The 22,977-nt window shown below is 73.1% G+C and carries 22 protein-coding genes and 1 pseudogene; 13 read left to right on the top strand and 10 right to left on the bottom strand.

The window, feature by feature from the left end; all coding sequences use genetic code 11:
- Positions 1 to 63 precede the first annotated feature (63 nt).
- A complete protein-coding gene (cml, locus tag EDC50_RS07620) occupies positions 64 to 1,284 on the bottom strand; it encodes a CmlA/FloR family chloramphenicol efflux MFS transporter (RefSeq protein ID WP_123769894.1) in 1,221 nt (406 codons plus the stop codon).
- A gap of 344 nt (positions 1,285 to 1,628) precedes the next feature.
- Between cml and EDC50_RS07615 the strand changes: the two genes are divergently transcribed.
- Entirely contained in the window at positions 1,629 to 2,465 is an 837-nt protein-coding gene (locus tag EDC50_RS07615) for a nuclear transport factor 2-like protein (protein WP_123769893.1), read from the top strand.
- Positions 2,466 to 2,488: 23 nt separating this feature from the next.
- On the opposite strand, the gene EDC50_RS07610 is transcribed toward EDC50_RS07615, so the two are convergent.
- From EDC50_RS07610 to EDC50_RS07595, 4 genes are all read right to left on the bottom strand, one after another.
- Positions 2,489 to 3,433: a LysR substrate-binding domain-containing protein gene (locus EDC50_RS07610; protein ID WP_123769892.1), complete on the bottom strand. Its 945-nt coding sequence runs from the start codon at positions 3,431 to 3,433 to the stop codon at positions 2,489 to 2,491.
- Positions 3,434 to 3,555: 122 nt separating this feature from the next.
- Positions 3,556 to 5,160 (bottom strand): alkaline phosphatase D family protein, encoded by a 1,605-nt coding sequence (locus EDC50_RS07605; protein WP_123769891.1) that lies wholly within the window; start codon positions 5,158 to 5,160, stop codon positions 3,556 to 3,558.
- A gap of 61 nt (positions 5,161 to 5,221) precedes the next feature.
- The gene (locus tag EDC50_RS07600) at positions 5,222 to 7,825 is read right to left on the bottom strand and encodes a TonB-dependent receptor (RefSeq protein WP_158635668.1); all 2,604 of its coding nucleotides are present in this window, start codon (positions 7,823 to 7,825) and stop codon (positions 5,222 to 5,224) included.
- 271 nt (positions 7,826 to 8,096) lie between these two features.
- Positions 8,097 to 8,990, bottom strand: a complete 894-nt coding sequence (locus tag EDC50_RS07595; protein WP_158635669.1) for a LysR family transcriptional regulator — start codon at positions 8,988 to 8,990, stop codon at positions 8,097 to 8,099.
- 219 nt (positions 8,991 to 9,209) lie between these two features.
- Between EDC50_RS07595 and EDC50_RS07590 the strand changes: the two genes are divergently transcribed.
- The 4 genes from EDC50_RS07590 to EDC50_RS07575 all read left to right on the top strand — a co-directional run bounded on the left by EDC50_RS07590 (position 9,210) and on the right by EDC50_RS07575 (position 12,078).
- Complete coding sequence (locus EDC50_RS07590; protein WP_123769888.1) at positions 9,210 to 10,388, top strand: MFS transporter; 1,179 nt, start codon at positions 9,210 to 9,212, stop codon at positions 10,386 to 10,388.
- Between the two features lie 98 nt (positions 10,389 to 10,486).
- On the top strand, positions 10,487 to 10,852 hold the full coding sequence (locus EDC50_RS07585; protein ID WP_123769887.1) for a thioredoxin family protein: 366 nt from the start codon (positions 10,487 to 10,489) through the stop codon (positions 10,850 to 10,852).
- Between the two features lie 154 nt (positions 10,853 to 11,006).
- Positions 11,007 to 11,432, top strand: a complete 426-nt coding sequence (locus EDC50_RS07580; RefSeq protein ID WP_123769886.1) for a RidA family protein — start codon at positions 11,007 to 11,009, stop codon at positions 11,430 to 11,432.
- 124 nt (positions 11,433 to 11,556) lie between these two features.
- Positions 11,557 to 12,078 (top strand): DUF1993 domain-containing protein, encoded by a 522-nt coding sequence (locus tag EDC50_RS07575; protein ID WP_123769885.1) that lies wholly within the window; start codon positions 11,557 to 11,559, stop codon positions 12,076 to 12,078.
- Between the two features lie 107 nt (positions 12,079 to 12,185).
- Here the strand turns inward: EDC50_RS07575 and EDC50_RS07570 are convergent, their stop codons facing one another.
- Positions 12,186 to 13,577 (bottom strand): short-chain fatty acid transporter, encoded by a 1,392-nt coding sequence (locus EDC50_RS07570; protein WP_123770405.1) that lies wholly within the window; start codon positions 13,575 to 13,577, stop codon positions 12,186 to 12,188.
- 215 nt (positions 13,578 to 13,792) lie between these two features.
- Here EDC50_RS07570 and EDC50_RS07565 point away from each other — a divergent pair, with 215 nt between their 5' ends.
- Entirely contained in the window at positions 13,793 to 14,575 is a 783-nt protein-coding gene (locus EDC50_RS07565; protein ID WP_123769884.1) for an N-acetylmuramoyl-L-alanine amidase, read from the top strand.
- A 268-nt stretch (positions 14,576 to 14,843) separates the two neighbouring features.
- On the opposite strand, the gene EDC50_RS07560 is transcribed toward EDC50_RS07565, so the two are convergent.
- A complete protein-coding gene (locus tag EDC50_RS07560; protein WP_123769883.1) occupies positions 14,844 to 15,377 on the bottom strand; it encodes an outer membrane beta-barrel protein in 534 nt (177 codons plus the stop codon).
- Positions 15,378 to 15,670: 293 nt separating this feature from the next.
- Between EDC50_RS07560 and EDC50_RS16650 the strand changes: the two genes are divergently transcribed.
- Positions 15,671 to 15,949 carry a hypothetical protein gene (locus EDC50_RS16650; protein WP_242002975.1) on the top strand — a complete coding sequence of 93 codons (279 nt, stop codon included), beginning with the start codon at positions 15,671 to 15,673 and terminating at the stop codon, positions 15,947 to 15,949.
- Between the two features lie 387 nt (positions 15,950 to 16,336).
- Here the strand turns inward: EDC50_RS16650 and EDC50_RS16645 are convergent.
- Both EDC50_RS16645 and EDC50_RS07550 read right to left on the bottom strand, forming a co-directional pair.
- Positions 16,337 to 16,411: pseudogene (locus EDC50_RS16645) on the bottom strand (hypothetical protein); the annotation flags it as partial.
- 187 nt (positions 16,412 to 16,598) lie between these two features.
- A complete protein-coding gene (locus EDC50_RS07550) occupies positions 16,599 to 17,096 on the bottom strand; it encodes a hypothetical protein (protein WP_123769882.1) in 498 nt (165 codons plus the stop codon).
- 154 nt (positions 17,097 to 17,250) lie between these two features.
- On the opposite strand from EDC50_RS07550, the gene EDC50_RS07545 reads away from it, so the two are divergent.
- The 6 genes from EDC50_RS07545 (at position 17,251) to EDC50_RS07520 (ending at position 21,127) form a co-directional block, all read left to right on the top strand.
- A complete protein-coding gene (locus tag EDC50_RS07545; protein ID WP_123769881.1) occupies positions 17,251 to 17,439 on the top strand; it encodes a CPXCG motif-containing cysteine-rich protein in 189 nt (62 codons plus the stop codon).
- A gap of 334 nt (positions 17,440 to 17,773) precedes the next feature.
- The gene (locus EDC50_RS07540) at positions 17,774 to 18,169 is read left to right on the top strand and encodes an EF-hand domain-containing protein (protein WP_123769880.1); all 396 of its coding nucleotides are present in this window, start codon (positions 17,774 to 17,776) and stop codon (positions 18,167 to 18,169) included.
- 132 nt (positions 18,170 to 18,301) lie between these two features.
- Positions 18,302 to 19,030, top strand: a complete 729-nt coding sequence (locus tag EDC50_RS07535) for an HAD family hydrolase (RefSeq protein ID WP_123769879.1) — start codon at positions 18,302 to 18,304, stop codon at positions 19,028 to 19,030.
- A 139-nt stretch (positions 19,031 to 19,169) separates the two neighbouring features.
- A complete protein-coding gene (locus tag EDC50_RS07530) occupies positions 19,170 to 19,598 on the top strand; it encodes a hypothetical protein (protein ID WP_123769878.1) in 429 nt (142 codons plus the stop codon).
- Positions 19,599 to 19,695: 97 nt separating this feature from the next.
- Positions 19,696 to 20,517, top strand: a complete 822-nt coding sequence (locus EDC50_RS07525) for a hypothetical protein (protein WP_123769877.1) — start codon at positions 19,696 to 19,698, stop codon at positions 20,515 to 20,517.
- 109 nt (positions 20,518 to 20,626) lie between these two features.
- Positions 20,627 to 21,127 (top strand): GNAT family N-acetyltransferase, encoded by a 501-nt coding sequence (locus EDC50_RS07520; RefSeq protein WP_123769876.1) that lies wholly within the window; start codon positions 20,627 to 20,629, stop codon positions 21,125 to 21,127.
- A gap of 32 nt (positions 21,128 to 21,159) precedes the next feature.
- Here the strand turns inward: EDC50_RS07520 and EDC50_RS07515 are convergent, their stop codons facing one another.
- A complete protein-coding gene (locus EDC50_RS07515; protein ID WP_123769875.1) occupies positions 21,160 to 22,965 on the bottom strand; it encodes an MFS transporter in 1,806 nt (601 codons plus the stop codon).
- Between the last annotated feature and the right edge of the window lie 12 nt (positions 22,966 to 22,977).

The raw sequence follows: 22,977 nt of genomic DNA, 5'->3' as shown, positions 1-22,977 counted from the left end.
CCGCGGCGGAGCTGCCGGTGCGCCGTGCGTGGCGCATGCCGCCGGCGTTCCCGCTCCGTGGCGTCATTCCGTGCCCGGGCGCGGCGTTCCGGGTTCCGGGTTCCGCGCGCGCCACGACACGGCCAGCACGCACAGCGGCAGCGCCAGGCAGTAGGCGACGACCGGCCAGTGGGTGTCGCGCGGCAGCAGCGTCGCCGCCGCGGTGCCCGCCGTGCCCAGCAGCACGCCGCCGAGGCAGAAGAACAGGGCGGTGGCGGTGCCGGCGATGCCGTCGAACCCGCGCATCGCGCCGTTGGGCGCGACCGCGTTGGCGGCGGCGATGCCCGCGCCGGCGAGCCACATCGGCGCGATCAACGCGGCGACCGACCGCGGCGCGAACAGCTCGCCCGCGCCGAGCAGCAGGCCGGCCGCCACCAGGCAGGCCATCGCCCCCTGCAGCGAGCGGCGCATGCCCCAGCGCGGCGCCATCCGCCCGACGACGCGGGCGCTCGCGATCATCGACAGCGCCACCGTCGCGAACAGCGCGCTGAAGGCGACCTGCGACAGGCCCAGGCGGCCCATCATCAGCCACGGCGAGATCGAAAAGAACACGAAGAACGCGCCCATGCCCGCGCTGTAGCCGAGCATGTACCAGCCGAAGCGGCGGCTGCGCAGCGGTTGCAGCAACGCGGCCGGGCGCACGCCGGTTGCGGTGCGCGCACGCGTTTCCGGCCACAGCACCCAGGCCGCGGCCAGCGCGGCGAGCATCCCCGCGCCGAGCAGCACGAAGATCGCGCGCCAGCCGGCCCAGCCGTCCACCAGCGCGCCGAGCAGCGGACCGACCGCGGGCACGACCGCCAGCAGCGCACCCAGCAGGCCATACACCGCGCTGCCCTCGTCGCGCCCGGCGTACAGGTCGCGCACGGTGGCGAAGGCGACCACCATGCACGCCGATGCGCCGCACGCCTGCGCCACGCGCAGGGCGAGGAACGCCGCGGACGAACTCGCCAGCGCCAGCCCGAACGAGGCGGCGAGGAACAGCAGGCCGCCGCCGAGCAGCACCGGGCGCCGGCCCAGTCGGTCGGACAGCGGGCCGAACAGCAGCTGCCCGGCGCCGAGCAGCACCAGGTACACGGTCAGCGTGAGCTGCACGGCGCCGGCGCCGGTGCCCAGCGCATCGGCCATGCGCGGCACCACCGGCAGGTACATGTCCATGCCGAGCGCGGCCAGCAGGTTGAACGGAGACAGCAGCAGAGCGGTGGCGGTCGGGGAGAACCGCCAGGAAGTCGCGTTGTGGGAACGCACGATCGAATCTCCTTGCAGACGAAGGAAACGGGCGGCGTTCTCGCGATGGAGGCATGAGCCGGAGGAACGCCGCAACGACGAGGAAGCGAAGGTCGTTGCGGCTTACTGGTCGGCTTGCTTGGCGCTCATGCGTGGGACCTCGGTGGCCAGCGCCTGCGGCGGCGGGCGTATCGCGGCGCAAGTGTAACCGGAAGCCGGCGCGCGGGCCGAACCCGCGCCCGGCGCGGTCCTGCCCGTGCCGCGCGGAAGGCCAAGGCCCGCTTGGCCTCGGGCGGCAGATTTGGTTTGTGGCCGCGACAGGGCGGCGATAGGGTGCGGCAGGTCTTCTGCGAGGGAAAACGTCCGTGAAACAGATCCTGAGGGGCATGGCCCTGCTGTCGTTCTTCGCCGCGGCGGCGCTGGTGGCGCAGCCTCCGCGGTCGGTCGCCGAGGTCGTGCGGGAGGATGCACGCACCATCAGCGCCGGGGACGGCGCCGCGCTCCTGGCCCTGTTCGACGAAGACTCGCGGATCTACGGCACTCCCGAGCATCCGGACCGGCTCGACGGCCCGCTGGCGAAGACCATGGGAACGCACGCCGAACGGGTCGCATCCTTCCCGCGGATCGCGGAGGGCGGGCCGATCCGCCTCGAGGTCGCGGAGATGATCGTCGCCGGGGACACGGCGGTATCGAAGAACATCCTCACCGCGCCGAACGGGCGCGTCGCCTTCAACCTCGTCGTCTACCGGGTGCGCGACGGGATCATCGGCGATCTGTGGCATCCCGCGCGCAAACCGGCGCTCGATCCGGCGAAGGGCGCCGGCACCCGCGAGGCGGTGGACCGGCTCGTCGCCGCGGTGAATCGAGGCGACGCGGGCGCGGTCCGCGGACTGGTGCACCCGGACGCGCGTCTGTTCGCGAGCTCGGGCGCCGCCCACGCCATCGGCGACCGGCCATTGATCGGGACTTCCCGGGCGTCCGGAGTCGACGTCCGCCGGCTCTTCGGCGCCGACGCGGCGCGTGTCGCGCTGGCCGAGTCGATCGTGTTCGACGAGTACCTCGCGAGCCGATACCTCGCCGCTCTTTCCGACGGGCGCGAACGCGAGGGAATCGCGATATTCCGGATCGTGGACGGGCGCCTGGCGCAGGCCTGGCGGATCCAGGAAAGCGCGCCCCGGCGCGCCTGCGGTACGTCTCCGTAGCGAGGCTTGCGGCCGCCGCCGCCTCATGCCGCGGGCGCCGGGGCCACCTCCACGATGTGGGCCAGCAATTCGCGCGCGGCATGGAGATCCGCCGCGGCCTCGTCGACGATCCACTGGCGGAACGCGCGCACCTTCTTGCTCGTCGCCTGCGTACGCGGATAGGCGAGCCAGTAGCCGCGGCCGTCGGCGGCCACCAGGCCGACCGGCATGACCAGGCGGCCGGCGAGGAGCTCGCGCTGGAAGAACACCGGCGAGACGATCGCGATGCCGTGCCCGGCCATCGCGGCGGCCGCGTCGAGATGCTCCAGGCCGAACAGGGCGCCGATCGCGCCGTCCACGTCGACGTCGCGCCGGCCGAGGGCGCCGAACCACAGCCTCCACCAGTTCGGCCTGCCCAGCAGCGGCAGCATCGGCCCGTCGCCGCGCAGGCACCGACCCGCCTCGGCCAGCAGGTCCGGGCTGCACACCGGGGTGAACAGGTTCGGCACCAGGAGATGGCTCTGCAGCCCGGGCCAATCGCCCCGGCCGCTGCGGACGGCGACATCGAAGTCGAGCGCACCGAGGTCCGCCGTGGGGACGCTCATGTCCAGCCGCACGCGTAGCGCGGGCATGCGCGCGCGGAAGCGTCCGAGCTTCGGCGCCAGCCAGGCCGCGCCGACCGTCGGCAGGGTGGTGATGGAAAGCTCGTCCTGCGTGCGTTCGACCGTCTGCGCGATCGCCGAGCGCATCGTGGCGAACGCGCCGAGGATCGCCGGCGCGAGCGCATCGCCGCTGGTCGTCAACTCCACGCGGCGCGCCAGGCGGCGGAACAGCACCACGCCCAGCCGCGCCTCCAGCTGCTTGATCTGGTAGCTGACCGCCGCCGGGGTCATGTTGAGCTCGGCCGCGGCGCGCGCGAAGCTGCCGAGCCGCGCCGCCGCCTCGAAGGCGCGCAAACCCGACAGCGGCGGCAGCGAGGGCGAGGGCACCGGGCAAGCTTAGCCTGCCCGGGCCGCCCTCGCCGGAACCGGCCGTGGAGCGCGCGCCGGGCTATCCGGGGCCGCCCGCGTCCGCTCTGGCGCCTCTCGGGCGGTGCCGTGGGCGGATCGCGCTAGGCCGTCTGCAGCCCCGGCCGGCCGTGCTCGATCGCGAACCGGGCGTGGCTGCGGACCGGCTGGTCCGGCACCGTCACCCGGTCGAGGATCTTCAGGTCGGCATGCCACGCGTCGCGGCGGACGTCGCAGACCACGTAGCCGCGCCGGTCGACCAGCGCCTTCAGGTGCGGGTTGAGGCTGCGGGCGTGGCGGGTGAAGTCGTCGTCCTCGCCGATGCCGTCCGCGCCGGAGGTGATGGAGGTGGCGAGGAACTCGCTGGAGACCACCCCCGAGTCCTCGTGGTCCTGGAGCAGGTCGCTGGCGAAGTGGCGGTGCGCGTCGCCGCAGACGGTGACCACGTTCCTCATCCCCGCCCGCTGGATGTGGCCGAGCAGGCGGCGGCGCGCGCCCAGGTAGCCGGACCACTGGTCCATCGAGTACACGATCTCGTCGCCGCTCCTGGGCCACTTCGTCGCCAGGTTGGCCAGGCTCACCTGCTGCGCGATCACGTGCCAGCGGTGGCCGTCGTCCGGGCGCAGGCCGTCGTACAGCCAGGCCTCCTGCTCGGCGCCGAGCATGGTGCGCCCGGGCGCGGCGACGACCGCGTCCTGCGGCGCGTCGCGGTCGCCGTTGGCCTGGTCGCTGCGGTACTGGCGGGTGTCGAGGAAGTGCGCCTGCAGCAGGTCGCCCCAGCCCGCGCGGCGGTACATGCGCATGTGCCCGTTCGCGGGCATCGAGCCGCGGCGCAGCGGCATGTGCTCGTAGTAGGCCTGCATCGCGGCGGCGCGGCGCAGCATGAACAGCTCGGCCGGCGTGCCGTCCTGGTCGAGCTCGGCCGCCCAGTTGTTGTCGATCTCGTGGTCGTCGAAGCTCACGAACCAGGGCGCGGCGGCGTGCGCCGCCTGCAGGTCGCGGTCGCTGCGGTACAGCGCATGGCGGCGGCGATAGTCGTCGAGCGAGTAGATCTCGCCGCCGACGTGGCGGCGCAGCGGCGTGAACGGGCGGCCGTTGACCTTGCGCTCGCCCGGCCCCGGGTCCGGGCCCTCGTAGATGTAGTCGCCGTAGTGGAACACGAAGTCCAGCGGCTCCTCGGCGATGCGGCGCCACGCGGTGAAGTGGCCCTCCTCGTAGTGCTGGCAGCCGGCCACCGCGAAGCGCACGCGGTCCACGCGCGCGCCGGCGGCGGGCAGGGTGGCGCTGCGGCCGACCGGGCTGGCCGCATCGCCGACGACGAAGCGGTACCAGTACGGCCGCGCCGGGGCGAGGCCCTCGGTCTCGACGTGCACCGAGTGCGCCAGCTCCGGGCGCGCCAGCGCGCTGCCCTTGCGCACGACCTTGCGGAAGCCCTCGTCCTCGGCCAGTTCCCAGCTCACCGGGACCGGCCGCATCACCATGCCGCCGCCCTGTTCCAGCGGCTGCGGCGCCAGCCGCGTCCAGATCACGAAGCCGTCCGCCGACGGCTCGCCGGAGGCGACGCCGAGCTGGAACGGATCGCGGTCGAACTTGGGGTCGGCCCACAGGTTGCGCGGCGCCTGCTGCGCCCGGGCGCCCAGCCCGGTGCCGAACAGGGCCGTGCCCGCGCCCAGGGCCTGGAGCAGCCGGCGTCGTTGCGTATCGATCATGTGCGAACCCTCGTGCCGCCTCGGCGGCTCTTGTCGCGCAAACGCGGAAAAAAACCGGAGGTCAGTCCAACGAATAGATGGCGTGGAAGTACACGCCCTGGCCGTATTCGTCGCGCTGCGAGATCGTGCCGCCGATGTCGCGGGCGTGGTACCACTCCGGATGCGCGTCGAGCAGGTTGTCGATCTCGTACTTGAAGGTCCAGCGGTCGCCGACCTTGTGCCAGAACGACAGGTCCATCGTCGTCATCTCGTTGACGTACTTGTCGTCCCAGGGGCGGGACCCGATCGAGGTCAGGTAGTCGTCCTGGTGGTTGACCGACAGGCGCACGGTGCCGTCGATGGCGGGGATGCGGTAGCTGACGGTGAGGTTGGCCATCCAGTCCGGTTGGTAGAGCATGCGGTCGATGCCGCGGGCGCCGCTGTCGGTGACGTAGTTCATCCCGCCGTCCAGCCGGCTGAGGTTGAACGAGGCGCCGAGGTTCGGATGGAACGCGAACGCACGGTTGACCAGGGCGAGCTCCAGGCCCTGGATGGTCGAGGTCTCGGCGTTCATCGGCTGGCGCACGCGGTCGACCACGCCGTCGCGCTCCACGTCGGTGGTCAGGGTGAAGATGTCGTCGGCGATGTCCTTGCGGAACGCGGTCAGTGCGATCAGCGCGCTGCCGCCGAAGTAGCGCTCCAGCGCCAGGTCGTAGTTGTCGGCGCGGCGCGGCTTCAGCTCCGGGTTGCCGCGGGTGATGCTGCAGCCGGTGGTCTCGTCGCCGCAGGTGCGGCTCTCGGCCTGGGCCAGGTGGCCGGGTGTGGGCCGTCCGATGGTGCGGCTGGCCGAGGCCCGCAGCTTCCAGTCCCGGTTGAAGTCGTGCACCACGTTGAACGACGGCAGCCAGCTCTCGTCGCCGCCGTGCGGGTGCACGACCTGGTCGGTGAGCGTGCCGTCGAGGGTGAGCGGCGTGCGCCCGTCGAAACCGACGTCGTCGTAGCGCAGGCCGAGGATGTAGTGGGTGGCCTCGGTGGCGTAGTGCAGCGACAGGTAGGCGTTGGCGATCTCCTCCTCGTAGGCGTAGTCGGAGATCGTGCTGTGCTGGCGGGTCGCGGCCGCGTCGATCGCCAGGCCCGGATAGACCCGGCCGTAGAAGTAGTCGTAGTCGGGCCACGGCACGACCAGGCCGTTGCTGCCGTGGTGCGAATAGCCGGGGTCGTACATGTAGCCGGTGGCGTCGCTGCCGGTCACGCGGCGCTCGCTGTCGACGTCCTTGCCCATGCGCATCCGGCTCCAGCGCAGGCCGGTCTTGAAGCCGAAGCCCATCGCGCCGGGTCCGGCGTTGTACGCGTAGTCGGCGCGCAGGTCGAGCACGTTCTGCTTCGCGCGGGTGTAGGTCATCTCCGCCGAGCGCAGCACGTAGCGGTTGGAGAACAGGTCGCCGGTATAGCCGGTGAGCTCCGGCAGCTCGCTCATCCGGTAGCTGAAGTACTGGCCGTCCGGCGTGGTGCGCGTCTGCAGGTAAGGCTGGGTGTCCTGGTACGACTCGCGGGTGTAGCCGGCGCGCAGCGACAGCCCGGAGACCTCGTCCAGCCGCCAGTCCAGGCCGCCGATCAGGCCGCTGGCGGTGCGGTCCCACTGGTTGTAGCGCACCACCGACTGGATGTAGTCCACCGCCACGGTGCCGGTGTCCCGGTCGCGCTGCGGGAAGTCGCGCGCATCGCCGAGCAGGTTGGTCGAGTTCATCGTCGACGATTCGCGGCGGTTGTACAGGTAGCCCATCGCGAACGTGTCGATGTCCTCCCGCGGGCGCCATTCCAGCTTCAGCGAGGCGCCCTTGTTGGTGATCACGTTGCTGTAGTCGCCCCAGGCCAGCTTGGTCAGCGAGTTGGTGCCGTCCCAGCCCAGCGCCGGGTCCGGCCCGGCGATGGTCTGCCCGGCCTCGTTGAAGTAGGTGCGCGCGTCGCTCCAGATCTTGCTGGAGTTGCGCACGCGGTCCTGGTAGCGCGCGGTGAACACGACGCCGAACTGGCCGTCGGCGCCGAAGCGGTCGGCGAAGGCGGTCTTCAGGCCCTTGCCCCAGTGCGACTTGGTCGCGCCGCCGGAGTTCTCGCCGGCCGGGCCCTCGAACGAGGAGTAGATGCCGTAGCCGTCGATCATGAAGTACGGGCCCGGCGTGGCGAAGGCGGAGCGGCTGACGATGTCGACGGCGCCGCCGATCGCGGCCGAGTCCTGCTCGGCGGTGAAGGCCTTGAACACGTCGACGCGTTCGGCGATGTCGCTGGGCACCAGCTGCAGGTTGACGCGGCGGCTGCCGGAGCCGTTCTCGCCGAGCGTCGCCAGCGCCAGCCCGTCGAGGGTGGTGACGTTGAGGTCGGCGGAGATGCCGCGGATGGTGATGTAGCGCGGCTCGTCGCCGTCGCCCTCGAAGCTGACGCCGGGCACCTGCACCAGCATCGACGCGATCGAGTTGTCGCCGGTGGGCGCCTCGATGTCGTCGTAGGTGACCGAGTCGACGATGGTCGGCGCGCCCTGCTTCACGTCGACGGGTTGGTAGCCATAGTCCGCCGTGACCTGCACGGCGTCGAGCGTGTTGACCGAAGCGTCCATGCCGGCGGCGGCCTCGTCGGCGAAGCCCGGGCCCGCGGCGGCCAGCGCCAGCACACCCGAAATGACGACGAACAACCGGTTCCTACCGCATGCTTCGTAGCGATTCATCACAATCCTGCCAGCCTGGAAAAAAGAAAGGCCACCGTTGCGGTGGCGGTCGGCGATGCTAGCGGGCCGTTGGTTTCACGCTTCTTTCAGAAATGCTGCATTCCTCGCGCGCGCCGCACTTCGCGACGCGGCTCGAGGTGGATGCGGCCGGCCGGTCCGCGCGACCAGCCGAATCCGCGGCGAGCGGCTTCGCGGTCGCGCGGCCGCGGACGAGTCGCGCGGCGCTGCGCGCGCGAGGTCACGGCGGCGGCTTGAGCTCCCCGGCGCGCGCCTCGAACTCGGCCGCGGCGAAGTCGATCAGCGCGCGGATGCGCGGCACCTTGCGCAGGCCCGCATGGAAGCCGATCCGGATCGGCTGCGACGGTTCCGGCAGGGGCGCGGCCACGCGCAGCAGCCGCGGATTGCGGTCGGCGACCACCCGCGGCAGCGCCGCCATCGCCACGCCCGCTTCCACCGGCGCGAAGAGCGCCTGGACTTCGTTGCTGTGCAGGACGACGCGCGCGTTCGGCGCGAGCGCCTGCAGCCATCGGCGCGCGGGCACGTGGGCGGCGTTCTCGTACAGCGTCGCGATCGCCTGGCCGCGGCAGCCGGCGGCGAAATCGGGCGGGCCGTGCCGCTCGAGGTAGTCGCCCGTGGCGTACAGGCCGTAGCCGGCCTCGCCCAGCGTGCGCACGACCAGGTCTTCCTGTTCGAAGGGGCCGAAGCGGAATGCGACGTGCGCCTCGTGCCGGGACAGGTTGTACACGCGCGCGTCGTTCAGCAGTTCGACGTCGACGCAAGGGTTGAGCGTGGCGAAGCGCGCCGCCAGCGGCGCGACGAGGTGGTCGCCGAGCCAGTCGAGGCTGGTGATCGCGATCTTGCCGGCGAAGCCCGCCTCGCCGGCGGCGATCAGCCGCTCCACGGCGAGCGCGTTCTCCTCCATGCGCCCGAGATTCTCCAGCAGCGCCCTGCCGAGCGCGGACGGCGCCAGTCCCGTGCGGCTGCGCTCCAGCAGCTTGGCGCCGACGCGGCGTTCGAACGCGCTCAGGCGCCGGCTGATCGTCGGCTGCGTGGTGCCGAGCGCGCGCGCGGCGGCGCCCAGCGAGCCGTGCCGGGCCACGGCGAGAAAGATCCTCAGGTCGTCCCAATCCATTCGTCGCGTTCCGCTTGCCTCGTCGCCGCCCATGCGCGAACGCATGACCCTCATACGGTCGCGGCAGGTCCCCGACGGAGCGCCGCAGCCTACCATGCGCGTCCGATCGGCCTCGGGCCGCCGCGCGATCGTCCGCGCGCCAACGGGAACAGCCAGATGAACCAGGAAATCTGCGGTACGGCATCGGCACAAGCGCCGGAACGAAGGCCGGCGTCGGCGATGGCGTGGTGGGCGGTGGCATCGGCCGCGCTGGGCACGTTCACCCTCGTCAGCGCGGAAATGATGCCGGTCGGCCTGTTGACGCGGGTGCGCGACGCCTTTGGCGTGACCGAGGGCCGCGCCGGGTTGCTGGTCAGCCTGCCCGGCGTCGTCGCCGCGCTCGCGGCGCCGCTGGTGCCGCTCGCCGCCGGGCGCCTGGATCGCCGCAAGCTGCTCGCGCTGCTGATGGCGCTGATGGCGGTCGCGAACGTGGTGTCGTCGCTGGCGCCTGGCTTCGCGGTCCTGCTCGCGTCGCGCGTGCTGGTGGGCATCAGCATCGGCGGGTTCTGGGCCGTCGCCGGCGGGCTGGCGATCCGCCTCGTGCCGCCGTCGGCGGTGCCGCGGGCGACGTCGGTGATCTTCGGCGGCGTCGCCGCGGCGACGGTGCTGGGCGTGCCCGCCGGTACGCTGCTGGGCGAGCTGGGCGGATGGCGCGCGGCGTTCGCCGCCCTGGCCGCCCTGAGCGCGTTGGTGCTGGCGGCCTTGCTGCTGCTGTTGCCGCGGCTGCCGGCGACGAAGCCGGTGGGCCTGGCGGAACTCGCCGGGCAGCTGCGCAACCGCGCGGTCGTGGTCGGCAACTTCGCGACCTTCCTGATCGTGGTGGCGCACTTCGGCGCCTACACCTTCGTCAGTCCCGCGCTGCAGGACCTGGCGGGGCTGGCGCCCGCGCTGGTCGGCCCGGCGCTGCTGGGCTACGGCGTCGCCGGCCTGATCGGCAACTTCGCCGGCGGCATGGCCGCGGGCCGCGACGTGATCCGCACCTTGCTGGCGATCGGCCTGGCGCAGGCCGCCGCGGTGCTCGCGTTCCGTGCGTTCGCGCACACGCCGCCCGGCGGCGTCGGCGTGCTGCTGTTCTGGGGCCTGGCATACGGTGGCGTGTCGGTCAGCCTGCAGACCTGGATGCTGCGGGCCGCGCCGCAGGCCGCCGAGGCGGCGACCTCGCTGTGGGCGGCGGTGTTCAACTTCTCGATCGCGCTGGGCGCGTTCGCCGGCGGCATCGTGGTGGACCGGGTCGCGCTGCATGCGGTCTTCGTCGCCTCGGGGCTGCTGTTCCTCGTCGCCGTGGCGGCGGTGGGCGCTCTCGGTCCCCGGGTGCTGCGCACCGCGGCGCGCGGCGCCCCCGCGCCCGGCGGGCATTAGGCCGGGCGTTCACGCCGCCTGCGGACCGCCTGCGGTTCCATGGCCGGTGCGAGCCGCACGCCTGCAGCGCAAGCCTCGTGAACCGACGGGCCGCACCGATGAGCTACCAACCCCGCTACGCCGATGTCGAACCCACGCGCGCCGAGGTGGACGCGCTGCCCGGCGCGACCCTGCTCGAGTTCGGCGCGCCCTGGTGCGGCCATTGCCTCGGCGCGCAGCCCGCGATCGAGACGGCGCTGCGCGCGCATCCGGACCTGCGCCATCTGAAAATCGAGGATGGACGCGGGCGCCCGCTGGGGCGCTCGTTCCGGGTCAAGCTGTGGCCGACCCTGGTGCTGTTGCGCGACGGCGAGGAGCGGATGCGGCTGGTGCGGCCGCAGGGCGCCGGCGAGATCGCACGCGCGCTGGCGGCGCTCGACCCGGCGACCGCAGGCGGCGCAAGCGCTCCGGGCGAACCGCGCTGACCCCGGGCCCGCGCCGGCCACGCCCGCCGCCGCGCTGGCAACGCCGCGCGCGCAATGCAGCGTGTCACGCGTGCGCCGCCCGGCGCGTCCTTGCGCGTCGACACTGATGCGGCGGCATCGCGCCGCGTTCCGTCCCCGACGAACAGGGCATCTCATGAACGCTCCCCCGCGCAAATCCATAGTGACGCTCTCCAACCCGGCCGGCCTGTACGATCCCGCGCCGAACGGCTATTCCCATCTCGCCATCGTCTCCGGCGCCAAGCGCTGGCTGCTGGTCGCCGGCCAAGGCGGCGAGACCGCCGACGGCCGCTTGGCCGCGGATTTCCGCAGCCAGGTACGGCAGGGCCTGGCCAACCTGAAGACCGCGCTCGCCTCGGCCGGGGCGAGCACCGACGACGTCGCCAAGCTCACCGTGCTGATCGTCGACCACAGCGAGGAGCGCCTGCACGTGTTCGGCGCCGAGCTGGAGGCGGCGTTCGGGCCGCACCACAAGCCCGCCTGCACGCTGATCCCGGTGCCGCGGCTGGCGCTGGACGGCATGCTGTTCGAGGTCGAGGCGATCGCCGCGCTGGCGGACTGAGCCCCGGCACGCCGCGCGCCGCCCGCATTGGCCCGCGGATGGGACGCCTTTTCCCTGCGCGCGCGGCTACTCGCGCGGCGCGCGCGCCGCTAGGCTGTGCCGCACCTCACCAGCGGATCCCGCCATGCCCTTGACCCTGCACGACGCCACCGTCCCCGTCTTCGCCCGCGCGCTGCGCAACCTCGGCGAGGTGCTGCGCAAGGGCGAGGCCCACGCCCGCCAGAACGGCCGCGCCGCCGAGGAGCTGCTGCAGGCGCGGCTGATCGACGACATGCTGCCGCTGCTGCGGCAGGTGCAGATCGCTACCGACAACGCCAAGAACGGCTGCGCGCGCCTGGCCGCGGTCGAGCCGCCGCGGATGGCCGACGACGAGACCACCTTCGCCGAGCTCTACGCGCGCCTCGAACGCACGATCGGCTACATCGAGGACCTGACCCCGCAGCGCTTCGAGGGCGCCGAAGCGCGCGAGATCGTGATGCCCACGCGCAGCTGGGGCGAGCTGCGCTGGAGCGGCCGCGACTACCTGGCGCAGCAGCTGCTGCCGAACTTCTTCTTCCACGTGGCCACCGCCTACGCGATCCTGCGCGCGAACGGCGTGCCGCTGGGCAAGGGCGACTACCTGGGGTTGAAGGCGACAAGCCCGTAACGGGCGAGGGGGGACGCGGACCCCCGGGCGAACCGGCACGACTCCCGCGTCCTGCGATCGGGATTGCGGCCTTTTGGTCTCCGGTCTCCCCTTCCCCGCCCCGGGCTTCACGGCATGACCGGCGGCACGTACTCGAGGGTCAGCCCGAGCAGCCACAGCAGCCCGAGCACCAGCGGGATGTGCACCAGCAGCTGGATGAAGGTGAAGCCGACGATGTCGCGCGCCTTCAGCCCGAGCACCCCCAGCAGCGGCAGCATCCAGAACGGGTTGATCAGGTTCGGCAGCGCCTCGGCGGCGTTGTAGACCTGCACCGCCCAGCCCAGGTGCACCTGCAGCTCGTTGGCGGCCTGCATCACGTACGGCGCCTCGATGATCCACTTGCCGCCGCCGGACGGCACGAAGAAGCCGAGCACCGCCGAGTACGCGCCCATCACCACGGCGAAGCTGTCCTGCGAGGCGATGCGCACGAACACGCTGGACAGCCGGTGCGCGAGCGTGGCGCCGTCGGCGCCGGCGGCGTGGGTCAGCAGGTAGGCGATGCCGCCGTAGAGCGGGAACTGGATCAGCACGCCGGCGGTGCTCGGCACCGCGCGCGCGACCGCGTCCAGGAAGCTGCGCGGGCGCCAGTGCAGCAACAGGCCGAGCGCCAGGAACAGGAAGTTGTAGGTGTTGAGGTTGGCGATCGCGCCCACCGCCGGCTTGCTGGCGAACTCGTGCGCCAGCCAGCCGAAGCCGAGCAGCGACAGCAGCACGGTCAGCAGCGGGCTGTACTCGAGCCAGTCGCCCGGGCGTGCCGGCCGCCGCACCGCGGGCGGCGCGGGCGCCCCGGCGACGCCGAACTCGCGCGCGGTGCGCGCCGCGGCCCCGCGCGGCGTGGTGAACCAGCACACCGCCAGCGAGGCGAGGATCAGGATCGCGGTCAGCAACAGCGACTGCCACAGCAGGATCGTCTGGGTGAACGGCAACACGCCGGTGATCTGCAGCAGCCCCGGCGGCATGCTCGCCGGATTGGCCTGCAGCTGCGCGGCCGAGGAGCTCAGGCCCATCGCCCAGACGGCGCCGAGGCCGAGGTAGGCCGCCGCGCCGGCCGCGCGGTAGTCCATGCCCAGTTCCTCGCGCTTGGCCAGCGCCCGCACCAGCAGGCCGCCGAACACCAGCGAGAAGCCCCAGCTCAGCAGCGAGGTCAGCATGCTCAGCAGGCCGACGTAGCAGACCGCGCCGCGGCCGCTGCGCGGCGCCCGCGCCAGCAGGTCGATGCCACGCGCCACCGCCGGCGCGGTCGCGACCACATAGCCGCCGATCACCACGAATGCCATCTGCATGGTGAACGGGATCAGGCTCCAGTAGCCCTCGCCGAAGGCGGCGACCGTGGCGCGCGGGCTCGCCCCGAACGCCAGCGCCGCGGCCGCCACCACGATCACCGCCAGCGCGGCGAACACGTAGGCATCGGGAAACCAGCGTTCGGCCCAGGCCGCGCTGCGCAGCGCGGCGCGGGTCATCCAGCCTTGCGGGCTCGCGGACGGATCGGCGGACATGGCGTACTCCGGTGAACCAGACGGGGCATTGTCGCCAAGCGCCGGGCCTGGCGCAGGTGGACGATGGTCGGAGCGCGGCGGCGCCGCGCCGCGTCATCCGGGCGAACCGGGACGGCGGCCTCGCCAGCGCCGCGGCGAACCCGCAGAATGGCCCCGGCCCGGCCGAGGAGGAGGAACGGATGAAGGGGACGATCGCGCGCCGCACGCTCGCCGCGCTGCCGTTGCTGCTGCTGGCCGCCTGCGCCAGCGTGCCGCCGGCGCAGCGCAACCCGCTCGCCGACTGGCGGCCCTCGCCGAACCACAACGCGCGCAAGGCGGCGATGATCGTGATCCACCACACCGAGATGGAGAGCGCCGCGGCGGCGCTGCTGACGCTGCAGACCCGCAACTCCGGCGGGCCGGTGAGCGCGCATTACCTGATCGGCGACGACGGCCGCCTCTACCAGCTGGTCGCCGACGACGCGCGCGCCTGGCACGCCGGCGCCTCGCGCTGGGGCGGGCTGAGCGACCTCAACTCGGTGTCGATCGGCATCGAGCTCGACAACGACGGCAACGAGCCGTTTTCGCAGGCGCAGATCGACAGCCTGCTGCGGCTGCTCGAGGACCTCACCGCGCGCCTGGACATCCCGCGCCACCTGGTCGTCGGCCACGGCGACATCGCGCCGACGCGCAAGCGCGATCCGAGCGCGCTGTTCCCCTGGCAGAGGCTGGCCGAGGCCGGGTTCGGCCTGTGGCCGCGCTCGCCGCTGGCACCGGCGCCGCCCGGCTTCGATCCATGGGCGGCGCTGCGCCTGATCGGCTACGACCTGGCCGACCCGGCGGCGGCGCTGCGCGCGTTCCACCGCCACTACCGCGGCGACGAAAGCGAGCAGTGGCTGCCGGGCGACCACGACCTCCTGTACGACCTGCAGCGGCAGTTGATGGCGTTGCCGGCCGCGCCGCTGCCGGCCCCGGCCGGCTGACGCGGCCCGCATGATCCGGGCCGCCGCGCCTCGTGGCGGCCGCCGCCCGGGTTCGTCGCGGATACGGCGGGCGTCCGCACGGCGGGAGGCCGCGGCGCCCGCGCGCGCATGCGCGACGGGCCTGCTGTCGCGGTGCCCGGATGCGTCGGCCAGCGGCGGCTTGCCGGCGCTCGGCCCGCCGGCGCGACGCCATGCCGGTCCGGCGCCCCGCGGTGGCAAAAAAAACCGCCGGCTCGCGCCGGCGGTTTCCAGTCCCTGGCGGGCGGGTTCAGAAGTCGAAGCGCACCTGCACCTGGGCCAGGTCGAGGTCGGCGTCCTCGACCTCGAAGCGGCTGTACTCGCCGCGCAGCGCCACCTTGTCGGTGAAGCGGTACTGCAGGCCGATGCCGTAGGTCGGGTCGGAGCCGCTGTCGTCGCCGTTGCCGACCGCCGACGGGATCGCGCGGTCCAGGTCCCAGCGCTGCCAGCCGGCCTTGGCGTAGCCGGAGAACTTCTCGGTGAACGGCACGGTGCCGACGGCGGTCAGGTAGACCGAATTGGCTTCCAGGTCGGTGCCGAGGCCGCGCGGCTCGAGCTTGCCGAAGTCGGCGTAACCGGCCTCGAGCCCGAAGTAGCGGTTGAACTGGTAGCCCGCGAAGGCGGAGAACGCGGTGTCCTCGTCGTCGTAGGCGCCTTCGTCGACGTAGGACTGGCCCACGCCGGCGCCCGCATAGAACCCGCGGTCGGCGGCCTGCGCGCCGAAGGCGGCGGCACCGATCAGGACCGCCAGCAGAGTACGCGACAGCATCTTGTTCTTGCTCATTTCGGAAACTCCCTGCGATGCGCGCCGCGGAAGGGGGAGGGAGCGGCGGCATTCGATGCGACGGGCCCCGGCGGGATGCCTGGACAGCCGTCGCGCGAGACCAAGATGGGCATCGCAGGGGTGGAACAAAGAGCGGGTTGCTTGGATTCAGAATCCCGCATTTGGAACAGGCGGCGGGACGGGCAGCGGCTTCCGCCCGATGCGCCGGGCCGGACGTGCCCGCCTTTGCCTGCCCAGTGCCCTAGACTCGGCGGACGCGTCCGGGGACGCGCCCCATCACAAGGAACAAGCCGATGCGTACGACCGCTGGAAAGCTGTTGTTGTCGATCTCGTTGCTGGCCAGTGTATCGGCCTTGGCGCAGCAAGCGGGGGCCGGGGAAGCGGCCGCCGCCGCCGGCGATCGCAGCGAAGCGACGGCCCGGGCGCAGGAAGAGCGGTTGGTGTGCCAGCGCGTGAAGAAGATCGGCAGCAACCGCATCGAACGCGTCTGCAAGACCGAAGCGCAGTCGCAGAAGGAGAGCGAAGAGGCGGCGCTGCGCGCCGCGCGCCGGGACATGCAGCGGACGTTCTGAGCGCGCGGCGCCTGCGCGGGCGAAGTCCGCCGCAATCGCCGCGCCGAGGCGAGGGCCCCGCGTCGGCTGCGCGGCGAGCCGCATCCGCCCGGCCGCGACGCCCCACGCCGGCCAGCCGCGGTAGACCGGCACCCCGCCTTGCGCCGCCAGCGCGCTGCCGGTGACGAACGAGGCCGCGTTCGACGCCAGGAACAGCGCCACGCGGGCGATGCCGTCCGCGTCCTCGACGCGAACGGCCGGCTCGGGCCGACCCCGCGGGTCGCGCGGGACGGTTGGCGCGAGGCGATCGACGCCCCTCACCCGAGGCGACGTCGAGTCCGCCGGAGCGCTCGCGCGCGCGACCAGCGCCTGCGCTTGGGCCTCATCGCGCAGCTCGCCCGCGAACGCGCAGGCCTCGCCGCCGAGCGCGGCGATCTGCCCGGCCACCGCGTCGAGTTCGCCCTGGCGCCGCGCGGCCAGCACCACGCGCGCGCCCTCGCGCGCGAACCACACTGCGGTCGCCCGTCCTCCCGGAACTCGCGCCGGTGACCAGCGCGACCTTAGCCTGGCAATGCCCCCGTCTCCGTCCCGCTTGCGCAGGCCGCCCAGCGGCGCGAGGTGCGGCGGCGCGGGCCGGCGCCGCCATCCCGGATCTTGCGCAGGCCCGTTCTCAGGCCTTCATCTTGGTCTCTTCGTACGGCAGCGGCGTGGCCCCGGCCTGGACCAGGCGCGGTTCCAGCGCGGCGAGCAGCTCGCGGCTGCCGTCGACCAGGAGCAGGATGTTGCCGTTCTTGATCTCGTGGTCGAACTTGCGCCGGATCGGATCCGGCAGCGACGAGCCGACCAGGGCCGAGGCCCAGGAGCCGACGATCGCGCCGGCCAGGGTGGTCGCGGCGGCCCCGGCCAGGGTCAGGCCGATCGGGCTGATCACCACCGCCGCCAGGCCGGCCAGCAGGCCGGCGGCGCCGCCGTAGCCGGCGCCGCGCAGGGCCGCGCCGGCCAGGTCGGTGTCGGCTTCCTTGTGTTCGTTCGGGATGTCGTCGAGCTCGATGTCGGAGCGCGCGACCAACAGCAGATCGTCTTCGCGCACGCCGGCCTGGCGGGCGACGTCCATCGCCGCGCGCGCGGTGGCGACGTCGGGCGTGCTGAACACATGGCGGATCTTCATGCGGCGCCTCCCTGGTGCGGGCCGGCGGCGACGCACGCGCAGCTGCGCCCGCGGCCGGCGCTTGAGTGTGCCGCCGCGCGCGGTTACCGGCGCGTGACGGCCGCGCGCGGCGGTCTTGCCGTCGCATGAAGCCGCCTCGCCGCAGCATGGCGCCATGCTGCCGTCGATCCGCGTCGCCTGTCCGTACTGCGGCGAGCCGCTCGAGCTGCGGGTGGACGTGTCCGCCGGCGCGCAGCGTTACGTCGAGGATTGCGCGGTGTGCTGCCGGCCGGTCGTGGTGCAGGCCGAAGCGGACGAGGCCGGTGGGGCGCACGTCCGGGTGCGCCGCGAGGACGAGGCCTGAGCCCGCGCATCGCGCGATGCGGACGCGGAAAACGCATCCGCGCGCGTCGCGATGACAGGAGCCGGCGTAAAGGTTGTGTTGCATTCAGCGGCGCGCGGCCGCGCGCATGTCGCGAAACCTGAGCGCGATCACGCAGTTGCGCGTCCGCGCTCGCGTCGCCGCCGTTGCGCTAGCGGCATTCGCGCACGCGCTGGTTAAAGGAACGTAGCGTTAACGCCCGCAGCATGCACGGCGTTCACTTGCGCGGCGGCAAGGTCGCCGCGTGCGGTTTGCTGTGCCTTCGGGACTGCCGCGCGTACTCGCATCACCATCCATTCGACGAGGAGAGCCCCAGATGAAGCTTGATTCCCGCCATTCCCTGATCGGTGCGTTCGCTCTTTCCGCCGTGCTGGCGGCGCCGTTCGCGTTCGCGCAGTCGGCCGACGCGAGCGCGCAGAGCGCCCAGACCGATCCGGCCGCGCAGCAGACGCAGGCACCGCCGACCGGCAGCGCGGCGCCGGCCGCCGGCGCCAGCGAGCCGCAGAAGAAGAGCTGGAACGACGTCGACGCCGACAAGAACGGCACCCTGAGCAAGACCGAGGCGGCCAGCGTGCCCGCGCTTGGCCAGGTGTTCGACCAGGCCGACGCCGACGCCGACGGCGCGCTGACCCCCGACGAATACAAGGCCTACGTGGCCCAGGTGCAGGGCCAGCAGGGCCAGGGCCAGCAGCAGGACGGCGGCGGACGCTGAGGCCGCCCGCAGCAGGATCGGCCGCCGGACGCGGCCGGACAGGGCAATTGCCGTATCGGCGAGGGCGGCTCCGGCCGCCCTTCTTTTCGCCCGCGCCCCGGCCGCGCGCAGGCGGTGCGGCATACTGTGCCGATGCATGGCATCGGCATGGTCGGCTTCGACGCCGACGACACCCTCTGGCGCAGCCAGGACTATTTCGACCAGGCCCAGCTCGAGTTCGAGCGCATCGTCGGCGCGTACGTCGACCTGCGCGACGCGCGCGTGCACGAGCGCCTGTACGAAGTCGAGAAGCGCAACCTCGCGCTGTTCGGCTACGGCGTGAAGGGCATGACCCTGTCGATGATCGAGGCGGCGGTGGCGATCACCGGCGAGCGCATCGGCGCGCGCGATCTGCACCGCGTGGTCGAGCTCGGCAAGCGCCTGCTGCAGCATCCGGTCGAATTGCTGCCCGGGGTACGCGCCGCGGTCGAGGCGATCGCGGCCGAGTTCCCGGTCGTGCTGATCACCAAGGGCGACCTGTTCCACCAGGAGAACAAGGTCCGGCAGTGCGGCCTGGCCGGGCTGTTCCGCCGGATCGAGATCGTCAGCGAGAAGGACCCGCCGACCTACGCCCGCCTGCTGGAGGAATTCGGCCTGCCGGCAGCGCGTTTCGTGATGATCGGCAATTCGCTGCGCTCGGACATCGCGCCGGTGCTGGACCTGGGCGGATGGGGCATCCACGTGCCGTACCACACCAACTGGGCCTACGAGGACGAGGCGTCGGTCGCGGACGATGCGCCGCGCCTGCTCCGGGTCGCCGACGCCGGCGCGCTGCCCGCCGCGGTACGCGCGCTGGATGCCCGGGCCCGGCAGGCGGCCTGAGCGAAAACGGTTTTAGCCCAACGCCGATTAAGCGCCGCCGGCGCGGCGCCGGCCGGATTAAAAAAGGATTCACGCGAGCGCCCGCATCTTCGCGGCGAGCCTGCCGCAGGCGCAGGCCCGACGAGGAGAACGAAACCCCATGGCCACCGCCCTGTCCCGCTGGCTCGCACCGATGATCCTGGCCGCCGGTCTCGGCGTCGCGGCCTTCGCCCCCGCGCCTGCGCACGCCGACGGCGTGCGCGTGATCGTCGATCTCGGCGACGTGATCTTCCGCGACGGTTACCCCTACTACCGCCATGGCGGCTACGGTCCGCGCGACCGCCTGGTGGTGGTGCGCGACCGCTGGGGCCGCCCGGTCTACTACCGCACCGTGTATCGCGCCGGACCGCCCTACGGGCATGCCTACGGCCACTGGCGCGGGCCGAAATCCAAGTGCGACCGCTACGGCCGTTGCGCCGCGTACTGGTACGACGCGCGCTACGACCGCGACCGCCACAATCACCGCTACCACGATCGCGACCGCCACTACGACCGCTACGATCGCCATCGCCGCTGGGACCGCGACTGAGTTCGCCGCAGCCGCCCGCGCGGCGCCGGCGCCATGCCACGGCCCGGCCGCCGCCGCGGGCTTCCCGGCGGCGGCCGCCACCTCCAAGGAGTGCCTCATGTCCGCCTCGCTCAAGTCCTGCCTGCTCGCCGCGCTGACCGCGCTCGCCTCGCTCGGCGGCGTCGGGTCCGCCGCCGCGCAGGACTTCACCTTCGGCTGGAACCCGCGCAGCGGCGACGTCTGGGTCGACACCTGGCTCGGCGACATGAACCGCTACGGCAGCCGCTACCGCGACCCGTTCGTCGACGAGCTGGTGCGCTACCACGGCGCCCCGCGCGACCTCGTGGTCGACCTGCTGGTGCAGCGCCGCTGGGCGCCGGGCGACGTCTACTTCGCCTGCGCGCTGGCCTCGATCATCGGCCGGCCGTGCCGCTACGTGGTCGACATCTGGGAGCGCGACCACGCCCTCGGCTGGGGCCGGGTGGCGCAGAACCTCGGGATCAAGCCCGGCTCGCCGGAGTTCCACCGGCTGAAGAAGGGCCTGGTGCCGACCTACGACCGCTGGGGTCGGCCGATCGCGCTCGACGCGCAGCTCGAGCGCGACTTCCCCGGGCGCGGCAAGGGCGCGGCCGGCAAGGCCGGGACGGGCCAGCCCGCCAAGGGCAAGGGAGCGGCCCGGGGCGACCGCCCGGGCGCGGATGCGCGACCGGCGGCCCGCGGCGCGGAAAAGCCGCATCCGGGCAAGCCCGGGGCAACAAGGCCCAGGAGCAAGGGCACGGGCCGGGCAAGGGCAAGGGCTGAGCGGCGCAGCGGGCACCCCGACGCGGCGGCCTGCGGGCCGCCGCGACCGTTTTCGGCGTCGGCGCAGCCGATGCCGACCGGCGTTCGCTGCCGCGTCGTTGCCGCCGAACACCCGCAGCCCGGCGCGCACGGATCGTGAGCCCGCGCTCGCGCCTGCGCGGAACGGCCGGCCGCCGCGCATCGCTGTGCGGCGCACGGGCGAACGCGGCGGCGCATGCCGCGAAAACAGGCTCCGTTATCATCGCGGCATGCCCGCCGTCGACCCCGCCCCCGTCCGCATCGTCGGCTACGCGCCGCGCTGGCGCGGGGAGTTCGCCCGCCTCAACCTGGAATGGCTGCAGCGCTGGTTCGTGGTCGAGGCCATCGACCGCGAAGTGCTCGGCGATCCGGAGACGCACATCCTCGCCGGCGGCGGGCGCATCCTGTTCGCGGTCGACGCCGCGGCGCGCGCGGTCGGCACCGTCGCGCTCAAGCACGAAGGCGGCGGCGTCTACGAGCTGACCAAGATGGCGGTCGCGCCGGAACTGCGCGGCGCCGGCATCGGCCGCAAGCTGATGCTGGGCGCGCTCGACGCCTATCGCGCGCTCGGCGGGCGCGAACTGTTCCTGGAATCGAGCCGCAGGCTCGGCCCGGCGCTGGCGCTTTACGAGAGCGTCGGCTTCCGCCACCGCCCGGCCCCGCGCCCCGGCACCCACTACGCCCGCGCCGACGTGTACATGGTCTGGGAGCCGGACGCGGCCGCCGGTTGAGGCGGCGGCGCCCGTGCCGCGGCGGGCCGCGCTCAGCGGAAATGCGCCTCGATCTGCTCCAGCGACTTGCCCTTGGTCTCGGGCAGGTAGACCGCCGCGACGACGAAGAAGACCACAGTGCAGCCGGCCCAGAAGAGGAACATGCTGGCGTAGCCGTAATGGCCCACGGTCGGCAGGAAGATCGCCGCGATCACCGTGGAGACGAACTGGTTGATCAGCAGCGCGATGCTCATCCCGTTGGAGCGGATGCGCGTGGGCATCAGTTCGGACAGCGCCAGCCACACGCACACGCCGGGGCCGACCGCGAAGAACGCGACGAACACCAGGATGCAGGCGGCCACGGCCCAGCCGTGCGCCGGCGGCGGCACCGGCCCGAGGCGGGCGCGCTCGATCCGCAGCGGCGCCTGCGCCGCGGCCGCGGGGTCCGGGAACGGGTTGAGGTGCAGGCGGCGGAAGAACGCGCCGATCGCGCCGTCGGGCCGCACCGCGTCCTCGCGGCGCAGGGCCAGTTCGATCTCGCCGGCCGCGTCGCTGCGCAGCGAGCGCACGTTGCTGAAGCCGCCGTAGGAGTAGGAGACGGCGAGTTGCAGCGGCTGATCCGCGTTCTCCGCGCCCAGCCGTCGCCATTGCGCGGCATCGAGGCGGAGCGACAGCGCGTCGCCCGTCGCCTGGCGTTGCAGCGCGTCGCGCACGTCGAGCCGGCCGCGCTCGGCCTGCAGGAACAGCAGCGCCGCGGCGAGCAGGGCCACCGCGATGCCGCCGCTGCCGAGCATCAGCAGGAACTTGCGGCCTTTGCGGTCGACCAGCGCGAGGGCCACCAGGGTCATCGCGGCGTTGAGCAGCTTGATCGCCACGTCGGCCCAGTTCGCGACCGCGCCGGGCAGGCCGGCGTGGTGGAGGATGTTGACCGAGTAGGCCAGCACCGAGTTGATGCCGGTGGCCTGGGTGCAGGCGAGGATCAGGCACGCCAGCAGGAACGGCAGCAGATAGCGGCGGCTCAGCAGGCGGTCGCGGGCCTCGCCCGCGCCGGCGGACGTTCCGGCGGGCGCCTGCATGAGCCGCAGCGTCGCTTCCACTTGCGCCGGCGGCACGGTGCGCCGCAACGCCTCGCGCGCCTCGGCGATGCGGCCGCGGCGGACCAGCCAGCGCGGCGATTCGCTCAGCAGCAGCACGCCGCCGGTGAACACCAGGCCCGGCAGCAGGCAGCTCCAGAAGATCGTGCGCCAGGCGTGGTCGCGCGCTTCGAACAGCGCCCGGCGCTGCTCCGCGCCGTCCAGCGCCTGGGCCGCGGCGGCCGCGGCGTCCACCGCGTGCGCGTGGTAGAGGCCGATCACCGCCGCCAGCACCAGCCCGACCGTCAGCAGCAGCTGGAACATCGCCGCGCCGCGGCCGCGCCGGTCCGGGCTCAGCACCTCGGCGAGGTACAGCGGAACGACCACGCCGATCAGCCCGCCGCTGACGCCCTGCAGCAACCGCCCGACCAGCAGCGGCAGATAGCCCGACGCCAGCGCCATCACCGGGATGCTGACGGCGAACAGCGCGCCGGCCAGCGCCATCGCGCCGCGTCGCCCGATCAGGTCGGCGACGGCGCCGGCGAACAGCGACGACAGCACGCTGCCGAACAGCACCGCCGCGACTACGAACCCGAGCTGCTGGCTGGTGAGATGCCAGGCCTGGGTGGCGGTGGCCTCGAGATACGGCAGCGCGCCGGCGATGATGCCGATGTCGATGCCGTAGAGCAGCCCGCCCATGCCGGCGATGAAGAGCAGGTAGCGCAGCCGCCAGCGGGGCGCGTGCGCGGCCGTGGAAGCGGAGGGGGCGGCGATCGCGTCGTTCATCGGGGCAGGTCC

It is taken from the genome of Vulcaniibacterium tengchongense, from assembly GCF_003814555.1.
Lineage (GTDB): Bacteria > Pseudomonadota > Gammaproteobacteria > Xanthomonadales > Xanthomonadaceae > Vulcaniibacterium > Vulcaniibacterium tengchongense.
This window is presented reverse-complemented; position numbering and strand designations above follow the sequence as displayed.